General features: G+C 45.8%; 26 protein-coding genes. 21 read left to right on the top strand and 5 right to left on the bottom strand.

Annotated features, from left to right (window positions below):
* Genes dcuS through V1501_RS02890 form a run of 3 tightly spaced genes read left to right on the top strand, consistent with a single transcriptional unit; the run spans position 1 to position 2,519 of the window.
* A complete protein-coding gene (gene dcuS, locus V1501_RS02880) occupies positions 1-1,626 on the top strand; it encodes a DcuS/MalK family sensor histidine kinase (RefSeq protein WP_409291357.1) in 1,626 nt (541 codons plus the stop codon).
* A complete protein-coding gene (locus V1501_RS02885; protein WP_409291358.1) occupies positions 1,604-2,314 on the top strand; it encodes a response regulator in 711 nt (236 codons plus the stop codon). Before dcuS ends, V1501_RS02885 begins: the two co-directional genes overlap by 23 nt.
* A 34-nt stretch (positions 2,315-2,348) precedes the next feature.
* On the top strand, positions 2,349-2,519 hold the full coding sequence (locus V1501_RS02890; protein WP_409291359.1) for an LPXTG cell wall anchor domain-containing protein: 171 nt from the start codon (positions 2,349-2,351) through the stop codon (positions 2,517-2,519).
* A gap of 250 nt (positions 2,520-2,769) precedes the next feature.
* Here the strand turns inward: V1501_RS02890 and V1501_RS02895 are convergent, their stop codons facing one another.
* Positions 2,770-4,029: a dicarboxylate/amino acid:cation symporter gene (locus V1501_RS02895; protein WP_409291360.1), complete on the bottom strand. Its 1,260-nt coding sequence runs from the start codon at positions 4,027-4,029 to the stop codon at positions 2,770-2,772.
* Positions 4,030-4,251: 222 nt separating this feature from the next.
* Between V1501_RS02895 and V1501_RS02900 the strand changes: the two genes are divergently transcribed.
* The 9 genes from V1501_RS02900 to V1501_RS02940 all read left to right on the top strand — a co-directional run bounded on the left by V1501_RS02900 (position 4,252) and on the right by V1501_RS02940 (position 10,367).
* A complete protein-coding gene (locus tag V1501_RS02900) occupies positions 4,252-4,500 on the top strand; it encodes a helix-turn-helix domain-containing protein (RefSeq protein ID WP_409291361.1) in 249 nt (82 codons plus the stop codon).
* A 90-nt stretch (positions 4,501-4,590) separates the two neighbouring features.
* Entirely contained in the window at positions 4,591-5,154 is a 564-nt protein-coding gene (locus V1501_RS02905; RefSeq protein ID WP_409291362.1) for a GNAT family N-acetyltransferase, read from the top strand.
* Positions 5,155-5,281: 127 nt separating this feature from the next.
* Positions 5,282-5,698, top strand: coding sequence for a hypothetical protein (locus V1501_RS02910; RefSeq protein WP_409291363.1), 417 nt, complete (start codon positions 5,282-5,284; stop codon positions 5,696-5,698).
* Entirely contained in the window at positions 5,695-6,096 is a 402-nt protein-coding gene (locus tag V1501_RS02915) for a methyl-accepting chemotaxis protein (protein WP_409291364.1), read from the top strand. The genes V1501_RS02910 and V1501_RS02915 overlap by 4 nt, the downstream gene beginning before the upstream one ends.
* Positions 6,097-6,185: 89 nt before the next feature.
* Positions 6,186-6,914, top strand: coding sequence for a nucleotidyltransferase domain-containing protein (locus tag V1501_RS02920; protein WP_409291365.1), 729 nt, complete (start codon positions 6,186-6,188; stop codon positions 6,912-6,914).
* 177 nt (positions 6,915-7,091) lie between these two features.
* Positions 7,092-7,604, top strand: a complete 513-nt coding sequence (locus V1501_RS02925) for an SRPBCC family protein (RefSeq protein ID WP_409291366.1) — start codon at positions 7,092-7,094, stop codon at positions 7,602-7,604.
* Between the two features lie 74 nt (positions 7,605-7,678).
* On the top strand, positions 7,679-8,476 hold the full coding sequence (locus V1501_RS02930) for a GNAT family N-acetyltransferase (protein WP_409291367.1): 798 nt from the start codon (positions 7,679-7,681) through the stop codon (positions 8,474-8,476).
* A 108-nt stretch (positions 8,477-8,584) separates the two neighbouring features.
* A complete protein-coding gene (locus V1501_RS02935; RefSeq protein ID WP_409291368.1) occupies positions 8,585-9,214 on the top strand; it encodes a histidine phosphatase family protein in 630 nt (209 codons plus the stop codon).
* A 373-nt stretch (positions 9,215-9,587) separates the two neighbouring features.
* Positions 9,588-10,367, top strand: a complete 780-nt coding sequence (locus V1501_RS02940; RefSeq protein WP_409293225.1) for an SDR family oxidoreductase — start codon at positions 9,588-9,590, stop codon at positions 10,365-10,367.
* Between the two features lie 73 nt (positions 10,368-10,440).
* On the opposite strand, the gene V1501_RS02945 is transcribed toward V1501_RS02940, so the two are convergent.
* Together V1501_RS02945 and V1501_RS02950 are read right to left on the bottom strand one after the other, a co-directional pair.
* Positions 10,441-10,608, bottom strand: a complete 168-nt coding sequence (locus V1501_RS02945) for a hypothetical protein (protein WP_409291369.1) — start codon at positions 10,606-10,608, stop codon at positions 10,441-10,443.
* 168 nt (positions 10,609-10,776) lie between these two features.
* Positions 10,777-11,466, bottom strand: a complete 690-nt coding sequence (locus tag V1501_RS02950; protein ID WP_409291370.1) for a Na-translocating system protein MpsC family protein — start codon at positions 11,464-11,466, stop codon at positions 10,777-10,779.
* A gap of 333 nt (positions 11,467-11,799) precedes the next feature.
* On the opposite strand from V1501_RS02950, the gene V1501_RS02955 reads away from it, so the two are divergent.
* The 3 genes from V1501_RS02955 (at position 11,800) to V1501_RS02965 (ending at position 13,855) form a co-directional block, all read left to right on the top strand.
* Entirely contained in the window at positions 11,800-12,510 is a 711-nt protein-coding gene (locus V1501_RS02955) for a Na-translocating system protein MpsC family protein (protein WP_409291371.1), read from the top strand.
* Between the two features lie 222 nt (positions 12,511-12,732).
* Positions 12,733-13,152, top strand: coding sequence for an ATP-binding protein (locus tag V1501_RS02960; protein WP_409291372.1), 420 nt, complete (start codon positions 12,733-12,735; stop codon positions 13,150-13,152).
* An 82-nt stretch (positions 13,153-13,234) separates the two neighbouring features.
* On the top strand, positions 13,235-13,855 hold the full coding sequence (locus V1501_RS02965; RefSeq protein ID WP_409291373.1) for a hypothetical protein: 621 nt from the start codon (positions 13,235-13,237) through the stop codon (positions 13,853-13,855).
* Here the strand turns inward: V1501_RS02965 and V1501_RS02970 are convergent.
* Positions 13,843-14,628 (bottom strand): DUF4362 domain-containing protein, encoded by a 786-nt coding sequence (locus V1501_RS02970; RefSeq protein WP_409291374.1) that lies wholly within the window; start codon positions 14,626-14,628, stop codon positions 13,843-13,845. The genes V1501_RS02965 and V1501_RS02970 overlap by 13 nt on opposite strands.
* Positions 14,629-14,945: 317 nt before the next feature.
* Here V1501_RS02970 and V1501_RS02975 point away from each other — a divergent pair, with 317 nt between their 5' ends.
* From V1501_RS02975 to V1501_RS02990, 4 genes are all read left to right on the top strand, one after another.
* A complete protein-coding gene (locus V1501_RS02975) occupies positions 14,946-15,950 on the top strand; it encodes a LacI family DNA-binding transcriptional regulator (RefSeq protein ID WP_409291375.1) in 1,005 nt (334 codons plus the stop codon).
* Positions 15,951-16,077: 127 nt separating this feature from the next.
* Entirely contained in the window at positions 16,078-17,763 is a 1,686-nt protein-coding gene (locus V1501_RS02980) for a glycoside hydrolase family 13 protein (RefSeq protein ID WP_409291376.1), read from the top strand.
* Between the two features lie 189 nt (positions 17,764-17,952).
* The gene (locus V1501_RS02985; protein WP_409291377.1) at positions 17,953-18,753 is read left to right on the top strand and encodes a phosphotransferase family protein; all 801 of its coding nucleotides are present in this window, start codon (positions 17,953-17,955) and stop codon (positions 18,751-18,753) included.
* Between the two features lie 102 nt (positions 18,754-18,855).
* Positions 18,856-19,626, top strand: coding sequence for a methyltransferase domain-containing protein (locus V1501_RS02990; RefSeq protein ID WP_409291378.1), 771 nt, complete (start codon positions 18,856-18,858; stop codon positions 19,624-19,626).
* 48 nt (positions 19,627-19,674) lie between these two features.
* Here V1501_RS02990 and V1501_RS02995 read toward each other — a convergent pair whose 3' ends face one another.
* The gene (locus tag V1501_RS02995; protein ID WP_409291379.1) at positions 19,675-20,235 is read right to left on the bottom strand and encodes a restriction endonuclease; all 561 of its coding nucleotides are present in this window, start codon (positions 20,233-20,235) and stop codon (positions 19,675-19,677) included.
* A 601-nt stretch (positions 20,236-20,836) separates the two neighbouring features.
* On the opposite strand from V1501_RS02995, the gene V1501_RS03000 reads away from it, so the two are divergent.
* Together V1501_RS03000 and V1501_RS03005 are read left to right on the top strand one after the other, a co-directional pair.
* Complete coding sequence (locus V1501_RS03000; protein ID WP_409291380.1) at positions 20,837-21,022, top strand: YezD family protein; 186 nt, start codon at positions 20,837-20,839, stop codon at positions 21,020-21,022.
* Between the two features lie 76 nt (positions 21,023-21,098).
* Positions 21,099-22,148, top strand: a complete 1,050-nt coding sequence (locus V1501_RS03005) for a sulfate ABC transporter substrate-binding protein (RefSeq protein ID WP_409291381.1) — start codon at positions 21,099-21,101, stop codon at positions 22,146-22,148.

The raw sequence follows: 22,148 nt of genomic DNA on the forward strand, positions 1-22,148 counted from the left end.
ATGAAAGCGCCATCTAAATTCAGGCTGAGCACCCTCATTATTTTCTTCATCTGCATGGTTGTCTTCATCTGCCTGGTCATCACGGATTTGTTGATCAGCATTAATGTGAATGATGACATCCGTGAGAGCAAGGAGGAAAAAGCAAAGATTGTGGCGCGGATTGTCGCGAAATCACAGATCGTAATAGACGGCCTTGAGGACGGCAGCAGTTATAGTGAAGAAATCCAGACGTATGCAAATGATATTAAAAAGGCTACCGATGTGATGTTTGTGGTTGTAATGGATATGAAGGGAATCAGAAAGTCCCACCCGGATCCGGAGAAAGTAGGCAAGCATTTCATCGGCGGAGATGAGGGACCGGTGCTGAAGGGGAATGAGCATGTCTCGCTTTCGACCGGAACATTGGGAAAATCTCTTCGTGCCTTCACTCCGGTATATAATAACCGCAGGGAGCAGATCGGCGCTGTAGCTGTCGGAATCTCGCTTAATCATATCGAGGATGCGCTAGTCGGGAGCCAGCGGAATATCGCTACGGGAACAGGTATCGGAATTGTTGTGGGAATCATCGGTGCTGTTATCCTTGCACGATATATAAAGAAGATACTGCTTGGGCTTGAGCCGTACGCGATTGCGAAGCTTCTGGAGGAGAGGAGCACCATGCTGCAGTCAGTCCATGAAGGCATTGTGGCTGTGGATCATGATTCGACAATTACCCTTGTGAATAAATCGGCACAGCAGCTTTTTAAAAGGGCAGGTCTTACGGGGGAGCCGGTCGGCATGAAAATCTCCGATTATATGCAGACAACGGGTCTTGACCGGGTGCTTCAGACCGGGAAGCCGGAGCTTGATGAGGAGCAGGTAATCAACGGCATCACCATCCTGGTGAACCGGGTTCCGCTCATCGTCGGCGGCCGGGTGGCAGGGGCGATCTCTACCTTCAGGGACAAGACTGAGGTGAATCAGCTGGCAGAACAGCTTACAGGGGTAAGAACCTATGCAGAAGCGCTACGTGCTCAGTCTCATGAATTCAAGAACCGTCTGCATGTGATTCTGGGGATGGTGCAGATGAAATTTTATGAGGAACTTCGGGAGTTCATCCGTTCGCTTGTGAATCACCAGAATGAAGAGATAGGAACAGTGGCTCAGCATGTGAAGGACCCTGCCCTTGCCGGGTTCATCATGGGCAAGATGAGCTATGCCAGGGAAAAGGATGTACGCATGACCTTCCATGTCGCATCTCTTATCCCCGAGCCGGGCGATCCGAAGCTGACTCAGGAGCTGATCACGATTCTCGGCAATTTGGTGGATAATGCGATTGATTCCATGGTTTCCGCCCCTGTAAAAGAGCTTGACGTGCAGCTTGAATATGAGCTTGGAAGCTTGTACATCGAGGTGGCAGATACAGGTATGGGAATTGACCAGTCAATTCAGGAACATATATTTGAAAGGAATGTTTCCACTAAAGGAAGCAGCCGCGGATATGGGCTTTATCTTGTGAAAAACAGCGTCGGACAGCTCGGCGGTGAGCTGACCCTTGAATCAACTCCCGGACAGGGAGCCGTTTTCCGGGTTAGCATTCCATATGAGAAAAGGGGGGGTTCTGATGATAAAGGTCTTGATTGTTGAAGACGATCCGATGGTGGCAGAATTCAATAAGCGCTATTTAAAGGAAATGGAAGGGTTCAGCCTGGCAGGGACTGTGCATAAGGCGGAGGATGCCCTTGCGTTTCTGGCGGAGAGTGAAGTTGATCTGATCCTGCTTGATGTTTATATGCCCGGTGCGAGCGGGCTCAGCCTGCTGCGCAGGATAAGGGAAAAAGATATAGCGGCTGATGTGATTTTGATCACTGCAGCCGCTGAAGCTGAAAGAATACAGGAAGCTCTCCGGTTCGGCGCAGTGGACTATTTAATCAAACCCTTCGAATTCGAACGCTTTAACCAGGCGCTTCAGCTATATAAAGAAAAGCATGCCTTTTTTGCGAGTACGGAGGCTGTCCGGCAGCAGGACCTGGATGAATTCCTCAGCCGGGATCCCCGCTCAGGCGGAGAAGTACAGCAGGTATTGCCAAAAGGACTGACAAGAAGCACCCTCCAGGCCATCGTAACTGTAATTGAAGAAAGCGGGGGAGAACCATTTTCGACCGATGACATCGCAGACAAGACTTTTATATCGAGGGTCTCTGTCCGGAAATACCTGAAGTTCCTTGCCGATATCGGCGTGCTTGAGGAATCATTGACCTATGGAATCGGCCGTCCGGTTTATCTCTATACCTTTAAGAAAGAAAAAATGGAGACTGCGAGAATGTATTTATAATAGAGCGTGTCTTGATGAAGAAGGGAAAACGGATATGAAATCAAATTGGATGAATCCGATATTCATAGGGATCTTAATTATGGTCATAAATAACTTAAGCACAGCAGGTTATGCCATAAAAACGCTTGTCAATGTTTTGGCTGTGGCAGGACTGCTCTTAATCGGTGCGGCGTATGCAATCGGCAGAAGGAAATCAAAAGATTAAATCTTACAAAGGATAGAGCTGCCGGCAATTCGCCGCAATCTATCTTTTTTAATTGGCGGCAAGCACGGGAAATAGTCCCCGGGAAAAGCGCGGGGGGATAAGGTTAGTGAGCTTGGGAAATGGGGTCAGTCCTCCCAGGGCTGCTTTTTTTAAATTTATTTTCCCTTGAATGCTGTGTTTTCTAAGAAGCTCTGCTGCCTGCACAAGTAAAAAGAAGATGCCCCACATTCTTCCGGGACATCTTCTTCTATTATGCTGTCGCCTTTTGTTTGCTCAGGGCAGCTTTTTCCTTGAGAGGATTGAATTCTTTTTCTGACTTAGATACAACAACCGTTGCGACTCCATTGCCGATCAGGTTAGTGATGGCACGGGCTTCTGACATGAAACGGTCAACACCCAGGATCAGCGCCATTCCTTCTACAGGGATGGACGGGAATACAGCCAGTGTGGCCGCAAGTGTGACGAAGCCTGAGCCTGTAACGCCAGCCGCTCCTTTAGAGGTCAGCATAAGAACACCGAGGAGCGTAATCTGCTGCATCAAGCTCAAGTCCACGCCGTAGGCCTGTGCGATGAAAAGGGCTGCCATCGACAGGTAAATGGAGGTTCCATCAAGATTAAAGGAATATCCGGTTGGCAGCACCAGTCCTACTACCGGCTTTGAACAGCCGTAGTTTTCCAGCTTTTGCATCATTTTTGGCAGGGCCGCTTCTGATGAGGAAGTACCGATTACCAGCAGGATTTCCTCTTTAATGTACCTGATGAATTTGAAAATGTTAAAGCCGTAATACTTGGCGATGGCACCGAGTACGAAAACGATGAACAACGCCATGGTGATGTAAACGGAAGCCATCAGCTTGCCCAGGAATAAGAGGGATCCAATTCCGAATTCCCCAATGGTATAAGCCATCGCTCCAAAAGCTGCAAGAGGGGAGACTTTCATGATGATATTTACAATGCCGAAGAAAACATCGGCGATTCTTTCAAAAAATTCAATGACCGGCTTTCCAGTCTTGCCTAAATGGGCAAGGGAAATTCCGAACAGGACTGCAAGCAGCAGGACTGGCAGGAGCTGTCCGCCTGTGAACGCCCCCATGAAGCTGTCGGGGATGATGGATAGGAAGAAATCGATGAATCCGTGTGAGGTTTCCTCAGCGGCCTTGGTGTATTGAGTTATATCCCCTTTTCCAGCCTTGGCATCCACACCGCTTCCTGCTTTGATTACGTTCGCGACTATGATGCCGATGGCAAGCGCGATGGTGGAAACGATTTCAAAATAAAGCAATGCCTTTCCGCCAATTTTGCCGACTTTCTTCAGATCACCCATACCGGCGATCCCTATGACGATTGTGAGGAAGATGATAGGTGCAATCACCATTTTTACTAATTTGATAAAGATATCAGCTATAACCTTCAGCTGAGAGCCAATATCGGGAAACAGGAAACCGACTGAAATACCGAGAATAATACCCAATATGACTTGTGTGGTTAGACTTCTAAAATTAATCCTCATTGAATGACCTCCAATTTCATTTTTGTAAACGATTACATTTATCAGGTTAGGAATATATTAAAATTTTGTGAACATGATTGATAGTTAATAAAACTTTAATAATCATTTTGAAATTAAAATAACCGAGAAATGGGGGACAGTCACCCATTTCATGATTATCTTCCAAAAGCATTCCGTGGGTCTGTATAATGAATAGTATGGAAGATTCAGGAAGGGGCGGCGGTGATTGCATGGGTTAACGAGGCGGTCATTTCCTATATAAAGCACCATTGTTCGGAGCCGATTCGGCTGGAAGACCTTGCCGTAATGGCGAATTTCTCGAAATACCATTTTTCACGAATCTTTACTGCGGTTAGGGGAATTTCTCCTATGGCATTAGTTACCCGTATGCGGCTTCAAAAGGCGGTATGGCTTCTGCTTGAGAGCGGACGACCGTCCCTGCCTGGAGTATTCCATGAACAATCCATTTGAAGATCCTGAGGGCAGGTGCAGGGTCGATTTATACATACCGGTTAGACCCAAAAATATGGAATAGCAAAAGAGAGGAGTGGAATAGGCGAGATGAATATGGATGCCATCTTTAACAGCTTTCCTGTATTGAAATCGGACAGACTTCTTCTTAAAAAAGTGGAAGCAGTAGACCTGGATGATGTTTTTTCCATTTATGATAATGATAAGGTTTTTGAATACTGCGGCATTATCCCGAAGCACAATAAAGCTTCAGTGGAAAAGATGATCGGCCATTTTGGACGGGATTTTGGGAAAAGAACCAGAATCAAATGGGGAATATATACAGACAAAGGGCTGACCGGAATTATTGAGGCCATGGAATTCAATCAGAAAGTCAACATGGCGGTGATTGGTTATTTCCTTGCCGAAGCGCACTGGGGGAAAGGAATTGCCGGTGAGGCACTTGGCCTTGTCACCCGATTCTTATTCGAGGAGGGAGGTGTGAACCGGCTCCAGGCCGAGGTAATGCCCGGCAATCATGCCTCGAAACAGGTGCTGCTGAAAAACGGATATATAATGGAGGGAACACTGCGCCAGGCTGCGCTATGGTCCGGCAAGGGAATCGTCGATCTTGAGATATATGGCCTCCTGAGGGAGGATTTTTTTGCTGGATAAAGAGTAAAGGAAGGGCATTATCCATCCTAAAAATTTACATTCAATGTCTCCCTGTACTTTAAAGGTGATAAAATAAGTAAACAGAATGAACTAACTTTTATCTTAGAGAGACAGGTGAGCAGAATATATGTCAAAGAAAATCCAAGAGATCATTTCCAACGCAGAAATCATCCAGCGCTCTTTCACTGAGCCTACAAGCATTGTCGTGACAGACAGGGAACAGTATTTACTGCATCTGCCTGCGGCTTTTGATACCGCACATATCCCGGCTGGCACGCTGGTTGCCGATATGACCAATCCGCTCATGCAGCAGGCGTTGAAAACCGGCGAAACCATCCGCACCGAGGTCGGCCCTGAACGGTTTTTAGTTCCTTTCAGCGCAGTATGGAATCCAATCAGTGAAAACAATGAGATTGCGGGCCTGCTGATTACTACAACGTCAACTGAGAAGCTTGATACATTAAGGAAAATGTCCTCAGAGCTTGCGGCTGCGGCTGAACAGATGGCGGCGACAACCGACCAGGTACTGGTGTCTCAAATGTGATAACCGATAGAATACAGAACATCTCAGCCGACTCAGAACATATCACCGAAGCGGTGGAAAATATGTACAAAGTGATCAAAACGGTCCTTGACCTGGCGAGCCAGTCTAATATCCTCGGCTTGAATGCTTCGAATGAAGCAGCAAGGGCCGGTGAATACGGAAGAGGCTTTGCTGTGGTAGCAAAAGAAATCAGCAGAATGGCAGCAGAGAGCAAAAAATCGGCTGTACATATCATGCAATTCCTTGAACAGGTAAAAGAGTCAATCGAACAGAACAATCAATCCATCCAGGAAATAGCTGGTTTCACACAGGAGCACTCTGCAAGCATCCAGGAATTGAACGGCTCCTTCAGTGTCATTTCCACCGCTGCTGAAGAACTGATGCAGACAGTCAAATAAATGAATGAAGCCAGCACGAGGTTTACCTATGCTGGCTTTTGTCCATATAAGGCAATGTAAAACATAACTGGATAGTATGGGGTGGAAAAATGAAGAATCATAGATTGGGAGCAATGGAAGCAGCAAAAAGCTTTATCTCTAAGCATTATCCCGAATGCCAGGGCGCCCTGCTTGCTGGAAGTGTGGTCAGGGGGGAGGCGACAGTGTCATCTGATTTGGATATTGTCATTTTTGACAAAAACCTGCCTGGCCCATACCGGGAATCCTTAATCGAATTCGGCTGGCCGATCGAGGTCTTCGTGCATAACCTGGAATCTTATAAGCAATTTTTCAAAAGCGATTGCGAGAGAGCCAGACCTTCACTCCCAAGGATGACAGCAGAAGGGATTATCCTGAAGGATACAGGAATTCTTCATTCCATCAAGGAGGAAGCACAGGAGTTACTGGCAGCCGGCCCTGAAGCCTGGCCAGCAGAGATCATTAAGATGAAGCGGTATTTTATTACAGACGCCCTGGATGATTTTATCGGCTGCTCAGACAGGGAGGAAGGACTGTTCATCGCCGGGACACTCTCCGGACTTGCGAGTGAATTCATATTGCGGACAAACCGGAAATGGACCGGCACTTCGAAATGGACCATCCGGGCAATGAGACAGCATGATGAAGATTTCGCCCGCCAATTTGCATACGCTTTTGACAGTTACTACAGGACCGGCAGTAAGGAACAAGTCATTGGGATAGTGGATGAAATTCTCCACCCATTTGGGGGCAGGCTGTTTGAGGGATTTTCTCTGGGAAAGGGAGCAGAAGGAAGCTGATAAAAAGATTTCCTAGAATGCATAAACAGCATCTGCAGGCTCTTGTTATATGAAAAAAATAATGAGCCGCATCCCATAAAATGGTATAATTTCGATGTGAAGCATGGGCTTTCACCAGGGGAATATCATCATAGCCTCACGCGTCCTGAGTCAATAAAGCGAGGAGGAATGAATTGTATGAAACTGGAACAGAAAGACAGTGAATTGAAGGTTGAACGGATTCTGGACGCTCCGCGGGAACTTGTTTTCAGAGCATGGACGGAAAAAGAGCATTTTGAAAAGTGGTGGGGGCCAAAGGGCTTCAACTTGAATGTGGTGAAAATGGAAGCTCAGCCGGAGGGATTATTCCTGGGCAGCCAGAAATCCCCGGAAGGACATGAGATGTGGGGGAAATTCGTGTACAAGGATGTCAACCGGCCCCAGCGGCTGGTGTATCTCAGTTCATTCTCCGACCCGGAAGGAAATACCATCCGTGCGCCATTCAGCGATACATGGCCGCTTGAGATCAGCAACACAATCAGTCTTACGGAAGAAGGCAGCAAAACCCGGATGACGATGACCGGAGGCCCTGTCGGAGCAAGTCGTGAAGAAATGTCCGCCTTTGCAGCAGCTGGCGAAATGGTCAAGCAGGGCCTGGACGGTACCATCGACCAGCTCCAAGAATACTTGAAAACGATGCAGAAAAAATAGACAGCCCGAATCAGGCAGACGGCTCTTGCTGTTTTTTTGATTTGGGCTGTTTTTATGAAAGGACAGGGCATGCATTGGGCGAAGTTATTCAGCTGACGAGGACACACCATCAGCATATAATAGAACTTTTCGGCGCAAACATAGAAAACTATCACTTTATCATGAATGACTTAATTACATATGATTATCAGGTTGACCGGATTAAAGTCTTTGGGGAATATGAAAACGGCAGACTCGTCTCTTTCATATTGAATGCGGACGGGAATGTAACGTATTATTCACCAGAAACCCGTGACGCAGGAAACTACAGGGACCTTATAGACGTTCTGAGCGTTTATAAATTATCCGGACCAAGCCGATGCATGGAGGCGCTTATCCCTTTGGTGGAGGTAAAGAAAAAAGTGGTGTCGTATTTGGGGGTAATTAAATGCGTGACAGCAAAGAGGAGGCATGGGCACCTGGATGTGAAGTTCATCCACACAAAAGAAGAACTGGGTATGGAGTATGAATTGCTGAGAGAGTGGTATGACCTTGGCCTCCATTCGGTATCTAAAAGTGACTATATCAAGCGGGAGTCTTTACGCCTTCAAAAGCCGGGAAGCCGAACCGTATATTTATCTGTTAATCATAAAATGGCCGCTTCAGCTTCTGCAGTCAAGGAAGGACCCAACAGCGCAATTGTTACCGGTGTTTATACACACCCCGAATATCGGGGGAGAGGATATGGGACTGAGGTACTCATCTGTATATTCAACATGCTGCTTAGTGAGGGGAAACTCCCTTTTCTGTTCTATAATAATCCTGCAGCGGGAAGTGTGTATGAAAATCTCGGTATGACTCAAGTATGTGAATGGCTTGTTATGGAAGTATAAAAAATGGGAGGGACTGCTTCCATTTTTTTAAAACCCAAAACATAACATGTAATAAGTGGCTGAAGCTGCCACTCTATATAAGAAGGTCTCGGACAAAGGGTGATAGGAATGCTGAATCTTTATATTGTCAGGCACGGTGAAACAGAATGGAATACTGAAAAGAGAATGCAGGGCTGGCTTGACTCCCCGCTGACAGAGAACGGGAAAGCCTCCGCGCTTCTGCTGGGTGAAAAACTGAAGGATGTAAAGCTGGATGCCATCTACTCAAGCACGAGCGGCCGGGCGAGTGTCACTGCAGAGCTGATCCGGGGCGAAAGACAACTCCCCCTCTATCTTGATGATCTGCTAAGGGAAATGAGACTGGGAGATTGGGAAGGAGAGACCCACAGATCCATTGAAGAGAATTACGCTTCGGATTTCCATGCTTACTGGCATACACCCCATCTCTTTCGATGTACGGGAAGCGAAACCTTTTCGGAAACCAAGGAGAGGGCAGAGGAGATGCTTGAGAAGATTAAGGAAAAGCATCCTTCAGGAAGCATCCTGATTGTCACTCATGCGGTCATCATCAAATGTCTGTATGCTATTTTTAGAAATCTGCCTGTTGCGGGGATATGGGAGCCCCCATTCATTCATAATACAAGCCTGACACAGGTTGAAATGAATGACTCGGGATGCCGGATCCTGCTTGAAGGTGAAGTGCTTCGGCAGCCTGAAATCCCGGCAGCAGAAATCTAATTATAAAATGGAGCACGGGAAAACAGATCTTGCGGTTTCGATTCTTTCATAAAAATAAGTAAGCGTTTTCTATTGCGGTTCCCGGCTGGAGTGCCTACAATGATAGTGGAGATGTGAAAACGAGAGGGGAATCGAGATAATTTATGTGGCAGACTTTGTAATGGTTCAGTAATTGGATGCTGCCTTATTCCGAAGACGGGAGAGGTATGTCCAATTAACCATGCAAAGGCCGCAGGATGAAACGATTCCATGGGGCTGATCGAAAAGCAAGAGCCGGCGTATGCATCAATGAGCCGGAAGCAGCTTTTGGATGGCCCTTTTTGTTTACTCAGCATCTCCGTTCAATAGTTCTGCGGTTCCATATCAAAAGGAGCTGATTTTGTTGGAAAAGAAAATAGCAATCGTGACCGGGGCAAGCCGACCGCGCGGGATAGGGGCTGCGGTCTGCCGGGAACTGGCACGGCAGGGTGTGGATATATTTTTTACCCATTTATCACGCTATGACACTGCGACAGGCTATGAGGATGTAATCGATCACTGGCCAAAGGAGTTCACTGCTGAACTCAGCAGGCTGGGGGTTCGCGCCGGGAATATGGAATTGAATCTGGCGGATGATGATGCACCTGTAAAACTCCTTGATGAGGTCAAGAAACAGCTGGGTCAGCCTGTGATTCTGATCAATAATGCCACACATTGTGTGGAAGCGGGCTTCCAGCAGCTGACAGGGAGAATCCTGGAAGACCACTGCGCTGTGAACATCAAGGGAACTTGCATGCTTTCTGCTGAGTTCGCAAAGCAGCTGCTTGGTGGTGGACACAGCGGCAGGATCGTCAATTTCGTCTCCGGCCAGGATAAAAGCCCGGCACCCGGCAACCTGGCTTATGCAGCGACTAAAGGGGCTGTCTCCGCTTTTACAAAATCACTCGCGGCAGAGCTTGCACACCATCATATAACGGTAAACGCCATCGACCCCGGCCCGACTGATTCAGGCTGGATGAATGAGGAGCTTCAGGATTTCCTCCTGCCTAAGTTTCCAATGGGAAGAATCGGCACTCCGGAAGATGCGGCACGTCTAGTGGCTTTCCTTGCAAGTGATGCCGCCAAATGGATCACCGGCCAGATTATCCATTCAGATGGCGGATTCCGGGATTAAAGTGCAAAACTTAACCATCATAAATTTAACGTCCGCCAGGTCTTTCCCGGCGGACGTTTTGTTAAAGCAAGTGCTAACGGACAGGCTCTTTCATAGGTTCAGCCGCCTCCCTGCCCGTTATGGCATCGAGCAGCACATGAATGTCCAACAATATTTCTTCTTTAAGAAGAGGTTCGCCACAGGCTTTATATTCTTGGATCAGCAGGTGAAGTTCCTTTAAAAATATTTCTTGATCATTCATAGTAAGTTCCTTTCAGTAGTAAAATATGCTGTAATGTCATCAAAGCAGAGGGATTTGGCAGGCTCAATCCGACTGCCGGCGGCAAAAAAAAAGACCGGAAGAACAGAATTTATGTTCTTCCGGCCTATGGCGGGCACAAGTGATTGTCCAGCTCAATACTACCGTATATTATTCATTTGGTTTCAGCATCAAGATAATGACACTATTATCAAGGGCAAAATCCCAATCAACAAAGGTATCGAGAATGGCGGCACCGAGAATCTCAGAAAAGTGGATATTATTGCTGAGCATATCGCCTTCAAGCTGGCGCTTCGCCACACGGAGAGTTTCATGGAAGCCAAGTGAGACCAGCTGCTTCTCAATAGGAACAAGTATCCCTGCCCTCGTAATGATCAGCGCCCTTGGGCTGATCAAATAGGAAGAAATAGCGCTTGGTGTCTTTTCAGCCTGTTCACTGATGAGTTTGATTTCCTCATGTATCTGCTCTTTACCCCTATAGTCATCTTTCAGCTGCTGCTGATTAAAAACCTCATTTACAGCAAGAAAAACACCTGTTTCCTTCTGAAGATTCCAGTCATAATAAATATGCTGGATGTCCATGTCTGTAATCCCTTTGATCTGCCCCCGGATTTCAGGATCTATCGTTTTCATCAAAAATTCACGGGTTGTTTTGACGGTGATTTCCTGGTCCTGATCGAGCAGGATTTGTTCCATTGGCGAAATGAAGCCGCGGACATATATGAGGACAAACGGGCTTGCTACTACAGCGTGAATGGAATGCGGACCTTTACCGAACTTATCACGAAGCAATTTCCCAAAATTATTGGCCAGCTTGGTCTGCTGTTCTTTAATATCCATGAGAATTACCCCTTATTCAGAAGGAAGCATTGATTCTCCCTTCCATATTTGAATTCTACCACGGTCAGTCAGCCGTTGTATAGTAGGTTTTTCCCTTGGGCAAAGACCTTAAACGTCAGGTATTTCCTAAAATTGCAGAGCTGTTTTTAGGAAATAAAGTATATTGCTGTTTTATCTAGATTATTGAAAAATGAGAAGGATTTCTGTTGCGAATTGTAGAATATAACAATTATTAAAAATCGGACGGTATACACGTCCTGTCACTACTGTCAAAGGATAGTTTTTCACATATGGAAAAAGGGCATGTGATCTTGCCCTTAAAGGAAGGCGTCTATGGAAATACAGGTTGAGGTGAAAGAAAAAGAGAAGGCATTAAGCAGTTTTATCGCAAGGCTGCTCCGTGAACATTTTGGTAAGGGGCCAGGCGTTGTATTTGCTTCCATATCTAAGCCATACATCACGATTTATCTGAAGGACTTTCTGACTCCTATTGAAAATAGATTAATGCTGAAAAACCACCCTACATATATCCAGAAATTAAGGGATGTATTGATGGAAACCCTGACAGAAGAAATTAAAAATTATATCACTACGGTTATTGGCTTTAAGGTGGAGGAGTTTTATTATGACTGGAACCTGGAATCTCAGTCAGGAATGTTCATTGGAATCGAGGGAAAAGCCGGCGGGGAAGGCGGATCTTATCAAAATCAGGATAAGGTACATCAAGAAATCATACTCATCAGTGAAGAAGCTGAAAAGAAGCCTGTCAGCATTACTTCACACCTCTTGAATCCACGGACGCTTCTCGTTGTGCGTAACGGAATTCTGGTAAGCATTGAAAAGGAACTGATTGCACTCAATTTCCAGGAAACACTGATCCTGGCCAAGAGGAATCTTGAAAAAAGACTGATCCACAATCATTCAAAGAATTTGGAAGATTTCCTTCAAGCAGCACTTGAAAATGTCTTTGTAGCATGGGACTTTCAGCGGGATAAGAGCGCGGCAGTCTTCATACTGGCACCAACCAAATACAGGCAGAAATGATCTGGGCAAAAGAATCAGACATAGGCCAAAAGGAAGACGGTTGATCTTCTTTTTGGCCTTTTTTTACAAAACCGGCAGATTCCCTTGGAATATAAAATATGTGTGAGATAAGAGTCTGACAAAAATGAAGAACAAGCTGAATGTTATGGGGGGTAAACATGAGAGTCAAAAAAAGGAGTATTGGCGGAAAAACGGTTACGTTCCTATGTAAGGATAAGGGTAATGGATAAAACTTTTGTCATCCAAATACGGGAAGAGCCGGATATCGTATCAGCCAGGAAAAAGGGACGTGAAGCAGCACGGCTGCTTCACTGCGATGTAATAGACCAGGCCAAAATCATCACCGCCATTTCGGAGCTGGGCCGGAATATTTCCCAATATGCGGGTACAGGAAAAATCATTGTGGAAGTACTTCAGAGTGAAGAAGTGTACGGGGGTATCAGAATAACCGCTGTCGATGACGGTCCCGGTATTGAAAACATAAAAAGGGCCCTGGAACCCGGATTTTCCACATCCGGCGGTCTGGGGACAGGTCTGAGCGGGGTTAAAAATCTTATGGATGAGTTTTATATCGACTCCGCCCCCGGAAAGGGCACGATTGTAGTGATCACTAAATGGCTGAAGAGCAGAATAATGGTATGAAGGAAGCAAAATGACAGGTGCCCGCTGCAGGTTTTCAATGCGCGGGCTTTTGTTTGGAGGAAAACTTTTGGAGGGATGAAGGATGCTGCAGCATAAAATCATATACTGGATAGGCGGGTCTGCCTGTGCGGGAAAGAGCACGCTTGCAGAGATGTACTGCCGGAAATATAATCTCCCGCTCTATTCCTGTGATGAACATTTCAACAGACATTTGCAGCTGATATCAGAAGAGCATCAGCCCGCGATGTTCAAAGTCTCCAGGATGGATGCAGACGAAGCATTTTACACCAGGAGCAGAGCGGATCAGCTGCGAGTATATATACAGTCTTTTATAGAAGACTTTTCCTTTGTAGCTGCAGATTTAGCAAAAGGTGAGGAAGAAGCGATCGTAGTAGAAGGAAATCAATTGCTTCCATCCCTCGTAAAGCCGCTGCTGGAGGAACATCACAGGGCCGTCTGGATTGTTCCCCATGAAGAATTCCAAAGGAAACAATACCGCAGGCGTGAGTGGGTGCCCACAGTGCTTGCCTCAGCCGCTGATCCGGAAGCTGCCCTTGAAAACTGGATGGTCCGCGATGCAATGTTTGCATCCATGGTTTATAAGGAAGCTGCCGGCAAAAAGCTGAATGCTATGCTTGTTGATGGCAGCAGAAGCCTGGCGAAAACTTTTCTGGAATTGGAGCGGCTCTTTCAACGGGGATAATCATAGGAGTTTTTAATGATTGTTATCATCTTTTTGGCAAGGGCCGTCATTGCCCTGCCATCTTTGCTGCGGTCGCAGTCCGCCCATTGATAATCCAGCTTTGCATCATTGATCCACACAGTCAGGTTATAATTTTTCCGAGCGGGGCGGCAGGAGGCGGTAAGTCCTTTTCTATCCAGATAGTTGGCGAGAACCATATTTTTGTAGATAACAGTAAGCTCGGCCTCTGAAAGATGGAAATCACTGACGGTCCGCTTAACGTCATTCCGTGGAATGTAAGCTGTTATACTTTCTTGGTTGGTATCAATCTCGTTCTCCAGTTTTTTTCCATACTTAAAATGGAAATCAAAGCGGTCCTGTGCTTTTATATCATAATTGATCGTAACGAGCTCCAGCTCCGTTTGTCCGCTATCGCACCCTGCCAGGGAGTACTCCATTCTTGTGTAACTCTCGGTATGGAAAGCCTTTTTACAGCTAAATTTTTCCACAGCTCCCCCGCCATAACGATCCTCCCGCGAATCTATGGTAAGCTCAATTCTCTTTCCATCAAAATTAATATTGTGGAAAATAGGATCTCCCTCAAGCGTATACCTTACAACTCTAATATTTCCTTTCTTCCCATCCTGAACATCTGCATAAAAACGATCTAATGAGCTGATATTGTCAAACCGGTCCAAAGAAACTAATACATCGTCTTCTTTAACTTTTGAAGCATTGTCTGTGCAGCCTGAGAGCATCAGGGACAGAGAAGCTGCCAGTACTAGTTTTTTCATGATATCTCCTTTTACCTTTTTATGGATTTTATTCTTTATTATATAAGGAAAGAGAAACTAGTTGGTAACTTATTTTGGTCTGTTGAAGGAAGTGGTGAAACACTGACAAATGAATAAATGAAAGATATTCAGCGCAGTAAAGGAATAGTCTAAAGTGACTGGCTAAAATAGAGGATATGTTGTTACTTACTGAAAATCACTAGTCTGCAATGTCTTTAAACTCTTATAAAGGGCTCATATGATTTGATAGGCTTTTTTCAACATGCTATCATAATTGCGTAAACGTTTTCGTAAAAGTTTGGAAAGCTGGTGAACAGATGGCGTATACGATTAAGGATGTCGCCAGGGAAGCGAATGTCTCAATAGCGACTGTTTCCCGGATTTTAAATGGGCAGCCGGGCTATTCGAAGAAAACCAAGGAGAAGGTGCTGCGTGTTATCGAGGAAATGGGGTATCATCCGAACGCTGTAGCGAGGGGCCTCATCAACAAGAGGACGCACACCATCGGCGTGATGTTTCCCTACCTAACCGGGTCCCTGGTTACGGAGCTTCTGAGGGGAATTGAAAGTGCGGCAAGCCGGCATGGCTCGAGCATTATTGTCTGCCATACGGGTTCAGACCGGGAGAAGACAAAGAAATATTTGAAGGTATTGAATGAAAAAAGGGTGGATGGAATCATTTTTACCAGTGAAGTGCTGGAAGATGAGTTTCATAGCTATATTGATAAAATGAATGTGCCCCTCGTCCTGCTCTCCACAAAATCGGATAATTTTTCTGCTCCATATGTAAGGGTGAATGATGAGGCAGCCGCATATTCTGCGGCGGAATATTTAATCAAACAGGGACACACAAAACTCGGGATGATCAGCGGCCGGGAGGAAGATATCATTGCCGGGCAGCCGCGTATCAATGGGTTCCTGAAAGCGCTGAAAGATTATGGCATTTCTCTTAAAGAAGGAAATGTTATCTGCACAGAAGGATTTGGATTTCCTGAGGGCATTACGGGGCTGAAGAGGCTCCTGGAGAATGATCCCGGAGTGACGGGAATATTCGCTGCCAGCGATGAAATGGCAATCGGGGCCATCTCCGCAGCCCATCATTGCGGGATTAAGGTTCCTGATGATATATCAATCATCGGATACGATAATATTGATTTAGCCCAGATGTCAATTCCACCGCTGACGACGGTGGCGCAGCCATTCGCTGAAATGGGAGAGACGGCGGGTGAAATGCTGTTGAATATGCTTGAAACTGGAATGACGGCTGAGAACCGAATTATGCCTCATAGGATAATCGAAAGAATGAGTGTCAAAAGATATTAATCTTTTTTTAGAAAATATAGTAAACGTTTACGTTAATTCCGTTTTTAGGGTAAATGTAAGAATCAGGGACTATAAAAAGGCTTTATCAAGTAAAAAACAACTTCCAAAAAAGTGAGGCGAAAAGAACATGAATAAAAAATGGTGGAAAGAAAGCGTCATCTATCAAATCTATCCCCGGAGCTTTTATGATACGGACGGTGACGGTGTAGGAGATCTGCAGGGAATAAGAGAAAAAATCCCTTATCTCAGTAAGCTGGGAATCGATGTAATCTGGCTGTCACCTGTTTATAAGTCTCCGAATGATGACAATGGATATGATATTTCAGATTACCGGGATATCATGGACGAATTCGGCACCATGGAGGATTTTGATGCCATGCTGGATGAATCCCATAAATATGGTATCAAGATCATGATGGATCTCGTGGTGAATCATTCAAGCGATGAGCATCAGTGGTTCGTCGAGTCACGGAAGTCAAAAGATAATCCATACCGGGACTATTATATCTGGAAAAAAGGCGAGAACGGGGAGGCGCCAACCAACTGGGGGGCGGCATTTGGCGGCAGTGTCTGGGAATATGACGAAGAAACCGAGGAATATTATCTGCACCTTTTCAGCAAAAAACAGCCGGATCTTAATTGGGAGAATCCAGGTCTCAGGGAAGAAGTTTACCAGATGATGCGTTACTGGCTGGATAAAGGAATCGACGGCTTCCGCATGGATGTAGTCAATTTCATCTCTAAAGATACAAGCTATCCGCAGGGGAATATGGAAGAGGGAATGCTGTTTGGGGATGGCAGCCCTTATTACATGAATGGTCCGCGTATCCATGAATTTCTTCAGGAAATGAACAAGGAAGCTTTGTCCGCTTATGATACGATCACGGTCGGCGAGATGCCGGGAGTATCTGTTGAACAAGGGAAACTGTATACCGGGGAGAAACGAAATGAATTGAACATGGTCTTTCATTTTGAACACGTGGGCCTCGGCAACGGCAAATTCGGAAAATGGGATCCGCAGGAATGGAAGCTGACGGAACTGAAGGAAATCTTCACGAAATGGCAGAAGGGACTTGAGAATGAGGGCTGGAACAGCTTATATTGGAGCAATCACGACCAGCCAAGAGCCATTTCCCGCTGGGGCAGTGATTCGGACGAGTACAGGGATCTATCCGGCAAGATGATAGCCGCCTGCCTTCACACCATGCAGGGAACTCCGTACATTTACCAGGGTGAAGAGATTGGGATGACCAATGTCAGGTTCAACACCATCGAGGAGTATCGTGATATTGAAACACTGAATGCCTACAGGGACCTGACGCCTGCATTCCTGACTCATGAAGAAATTTTCAAGGGCATCTATGAAAGAAGCCGCGATAACGCGAGGACGCCTGTGCAATGGAATGGCAGCGAAAACGCCGGTTTCACCTCCGGGACTCCGTGGATCGATGTGAATCCGAATTATAAAACCATCAATGCGGAAGCTGTATTGGCCGATCCGGATTCAATTTTCTATTTCTACCAAAAGCTGATCCAGCTCCGGAAGCAGAACGATGTGATTGTCTATGGCACATACGATTTATTAATGCCTGAAGATGAACAGATTTTTGCCTTCACTAGGACTCTCGAAGAAGAGAGGATTCTAACAATCTGCAATTTCAGCGAGAGATCTGCAGAATTCAAGCTTGACGCCAGTATCTCCTTTAACGGGAAAGAGCTGCTGATCTCAAACTATGAAGTGAGTGAGAATCAGGATATAAAAGAGATTTCGCTTAAGCCCTATGAAGTCCGTGTTTATAAACTGACTCGGTAATGATAAAGGAAACAGCAGTTGCGTTCTGATGAGCGGCTGCTGTTTTTTATTACGCTTTAATTGCGGGTCACTTGGCAGTGTTATTTCAGGAACCTGTGAAAAAAAAGAATCAAAACGCCCCTTATTTGAAGGGCATCATTCTATCCGGGTAGAAATAGTATAGTTGGAAAGCAAAGGAGCGTATGTGGAATGGGAGGAAAATTGAGTTTTATAGAAAAAGAGCTCAGCCCTTATGTTATTGAAAGGCTGGAGGAATGGACCCGCGGTATTTCTGATATAGAGGTGCTGTCCAACCAAGGGTGGACTTCTGCGGTGCGGAAGATTGCGGGCGGAGGGGAAGCGTTTCTGTTTAAAAGCTGTTTTGAAGAAAGATATAGGGATTGGCTTAGGAACGAGGCAGAGGTACTTCGGAGCCTTAAGGATTGTGCGGCTATCCCGGTGCCCGGATATTATGACTTCTTTGAGGAGGCGGACGCAAGTCATCTTCTGATGTCATTTGAGCCCGGCATAACCCTGAGGGAAGCACTGCTTAGGGAACAGACGGCAAAAGGGGAGTATCAGCTTATTAAAAGCTTTGGAGCATTTTTGCAAAAACTCCATGAACAAGAGCTTCCCTCTTTCTTTCCGGCTGGGAAGAACTGGCTGGATGAACAGCTTCAAAGGGCTGCCGGCTATTTAGAGGGCGGGGGAATTGACGGGACTGCCGCTCTCCTTGAAAAACTGGAACATGAAAGACCGGCAGAGGTCAGACAGACAATTATTCATGGAGACTGCACGGTGGATAATGTGCTGGTTGTAAACGGTGAAGTGGTGATGTTCATTGACACGGCTGGAATGGGAGTCGGCGATCCCCGTTATGATGAAGCTTTGGCGGTACGTAAATTCTTGGGAAATCCGGAGAAGCTGGACGCGTTCTATGACGGATATACACGCTGCCGACTATCTGATGAGGAATTTCAGTATTTTGAAGGACTGTATGACTTTTTTTAATGATGACCTAAACGATAACTTTTTATTATATAGATTGATAGATAACTGTGAATTTTAATTATCATCCGGGTCAAATAAAGTGGAGATAAGGAGGGGGATTGGATGGATATAAAAAAGGATGTTCAGAAGCAGTTTGGGAAGAACGCCCAGTCTTATGTCGAGAGCAGCATTCACAAGGATGGCAGCGACCTGTCATTATTGGTGCATCTTGCAGGCTTGAAGGGGTCTGAGAAGGTGCTCGATGTGGCTACTGGCGGCGGTCATACGGCAAATGCTTTTGCGCCCTATGCATGGGAAGTCACGGCATTCGATATAACGGAAGAAATGCTGAAGGCAGCCGAAGGATTCATCAGCGGAAACGGTCATAAAAATGTGATATTCATCAAGGGGGATGCCGAGAAACTGCCTTTTGCCGATGAGTCCTTTGATATCGTAACATGCAGGATTGCCGCGCATCATTTCCCGGATGTTGAAGCTTTTGTTTCCGAGGCATTCCGTGTCCTGAAGCCCAATGGAAAGTTCCTGCTCGATGACAATATCGTGCCGGAGGAGGATGAATTGGACTGCTTTTATAACGCTATCGAGAAAATCAGGGACTACAGCCATGTGAGAGCCTGGAAGAAAACAGAATGGATCAGGATGCTTGAGTCAGCAGGATTCATAATCAACCAGCTTAACCGTTTTGAAAAGAGCTTCGAATTTGCCTCTTGGTGCAAAAGGATGAATCTGCCCCAGGAAGAGCAGGGGAGGCTGGCTGATATATTCAGGGGGGCACCCAAAAGAGTGAAGAAATACTTCAAGATCGGGCTGGAGGGAGAAAATGTAACCTCATTTAGGGGGGAGGCTATGGTGGTAAGTGCGTCAAAAGTGTAACCTGAGATTCCTTCATCTTTAAGCAGAAAGCTGGCCAGGGGCTGGCTTTTATTTTTGGGGGCCAGCCTTCTCATCTTTTTTTGCCTTTAGAATCCATGTGATGTATTGCTCCCGGTCATAAAGGTGGATGTTATTTGCTTTGGCAAAATCCTGGGCTTGGGGTGTAAAGCCGTTATTGGTAATTACCCAGCAATCAGAGGCCTCATAAAGGGGCAGCTGCCTCAAGGTTTTCTGGACAAGCCTGATTCCCACACTTCTTTTGTGGCTTTTCACCTTAACTGCAGCTTTCCTCCCGCTAGGATCAACTGCTGTAAAGCTTAACAATTCATATCCCTCTTGAGGCACTAGGATTGTGTACCCCAGCCGTCCAAGCAGGGCAGCCGTAAAATCTTCAAGCTCCGCGTCTGTCATGTTATGGATAACCCAGATTTCGGATTTTTCCTGCCTCTTCATCATACGGTGGAGGAAAATCAAGCCGTAAATAGAGTAAAGAAGCAATCCTGACATAAATGTGAGAAAGGGAGGTTCGAAGCTCTTCGTTACTGCTGCTATATAAGAAGGAACCAGCACCATGGCCAGCCAGAATAGCAGATGAAGACGATTGTCCAAAGAGGAAACACATCCTTCATAATTATTTTTAAAAAATCCTGCCCCATTTTTTCCTCAGTATTCCTTCATCAATAAGGGCCGCTAAAAACAGTGCTCCGCCAATTCAACGTAGTCATTGCATGCTCATGTGAATTGAACTTCAGAACAGCAAGGAGGAGGATGGCAGTTCCTATCAGGCAGACAATGACTCCGGTTTTTTTCTGGCATTCATCCAAAACCATCCTTTTATGTAATATACCATAAAATGGTTGTACAGCATTTTTATTGGAATACTTATCGCCATTAATTGAAAAAGGAGAAGAAATAAATAAAGTTGATTTAATTTTTTGAATAGTCATTGATTTTCTCAAACAAACATATTATATTATTAAACAAGTAATCCAATGTAAATTATCGGGTTTAAAAAATACTCTTGCTGATCAGACACACTGAAGGCACTTATCTCATTAAAAGATAAGTGTCTTTTTGCTTTTTCTGTTACCTTTCCGCCCAATTTACATACAGTGTAATAGAAAAAAGCAGTCTCCATCCTGAGCATTTTTTCCTTGAAGGAATGCAAAAAAATCAAATGAAAACGGGTTAAGCCATTTAAGGAGGGGAGTTGCATTTGCGGAAGAAGGATGATGAAAAAGTATTGGAAAAGATCAGGGTGCTGCTTGAGGGTGTGGAATTCGGACTCCTTCAAATCATTATCCACGACTCCCAGGTTACGCAGATTGATAAATTAGAAAAGCACCGCCTGCCCAAACAAAACAAAAACGCCGATCGGACCACCGAAGGCTCCTGAAGATTTCTCAGTTGTTGCGTTGAGAAAATCAAGGGGCTTTTTAGCCTCAATACTATGATGAAAAAGGAGTTTTTTTATGAAAAAAATCGGTATCGGCTTGTTATCATTGATTCTATTGGCTGGGGCTGCCGGCTGTTCGTCTTCCTCGGGCGGAGAGGACGCTTCCGGCAAGGCTGCGGATAATAAAAAAACAAAATCGATTGAATTGCTCAATGTATCTTATGACCCGACCCGTGAGTTCTACGAAGCGGTGAACAAAAGCTTTGCCTCTCGCTGGAAGGAGAAGACCGGCCAGGATGTAAAGATCAATCAGTCCCATGGCGGGTCTGGGAAACAGTCAAGGGCGGTCATTGACGGCCTGGAAGCGGATGTTGTCACCCTTGCACTTGCCTATGATATCGATGCGATCGCGCAGGCAGGCAAACTGTCCCGGGACTGGCAGAAAAGGCTTAAGGATAACAGCTCCCCATATACCTCCACGATTGTATTCTTGGTCAGGAAGGGAAATCCAAAGGGCATTAAGGACTGGGATGATTTAATAAAGCCAGGCGTATCTGTAATTACCCCTAATCCAAAAACATCCGGAGGGGCGAGGTGGAACTATCTGGCCGCCTGGGGTTATGCCTTGAAACAAAATAATGGAGATGAAGAAAAAGCAAAGGAATTTACAGGCAGGCTTTTCAAAAATGTGCCGGTCCTGGATTCAGGTGCACGCGGCTCAACGACCACATTTGTTGAGCGGGGGATTGGCGATGTCCTCATTGCCTGGGAAAATGAAGCTTTTCTGGCCATGAATGAGCTCGGCAAGGATAAGTTTGAAATGGTCGTTCCTTCTGTCAGTATCCTGGCTGAGCCGCCTGTCGCCGTGGTGGATAAAGTGGCCGAAAAACGAGGTACAGCTGAGGCGGCAAAGGCATATCTTGAGTATCTTTATACAGATGAAGGGCAGAAGCTTGCCGCAGAGAATTATTATCGCCCCCGCTCGAAGGAAGCACTTGAAAAGTATGGCAGCCACTTTCCGGACATCAACCTGTTTACGATTGATGAGCTCTTCGGAGGCTGGACAAAGGCACAAAAGAAGCATTTTAATGATGGCGGCATGTTTGATGCTATTTATAAACCATAA

This window comes from Paraperibacillus esterisolvens (assembly GCF_046237625.1).
Lineage (GTDB): Bacteria > Bacillota > Bacilli > Bacillales > DSM-1321 > Paraperibacillus > Paraperibacillus esterisolvens.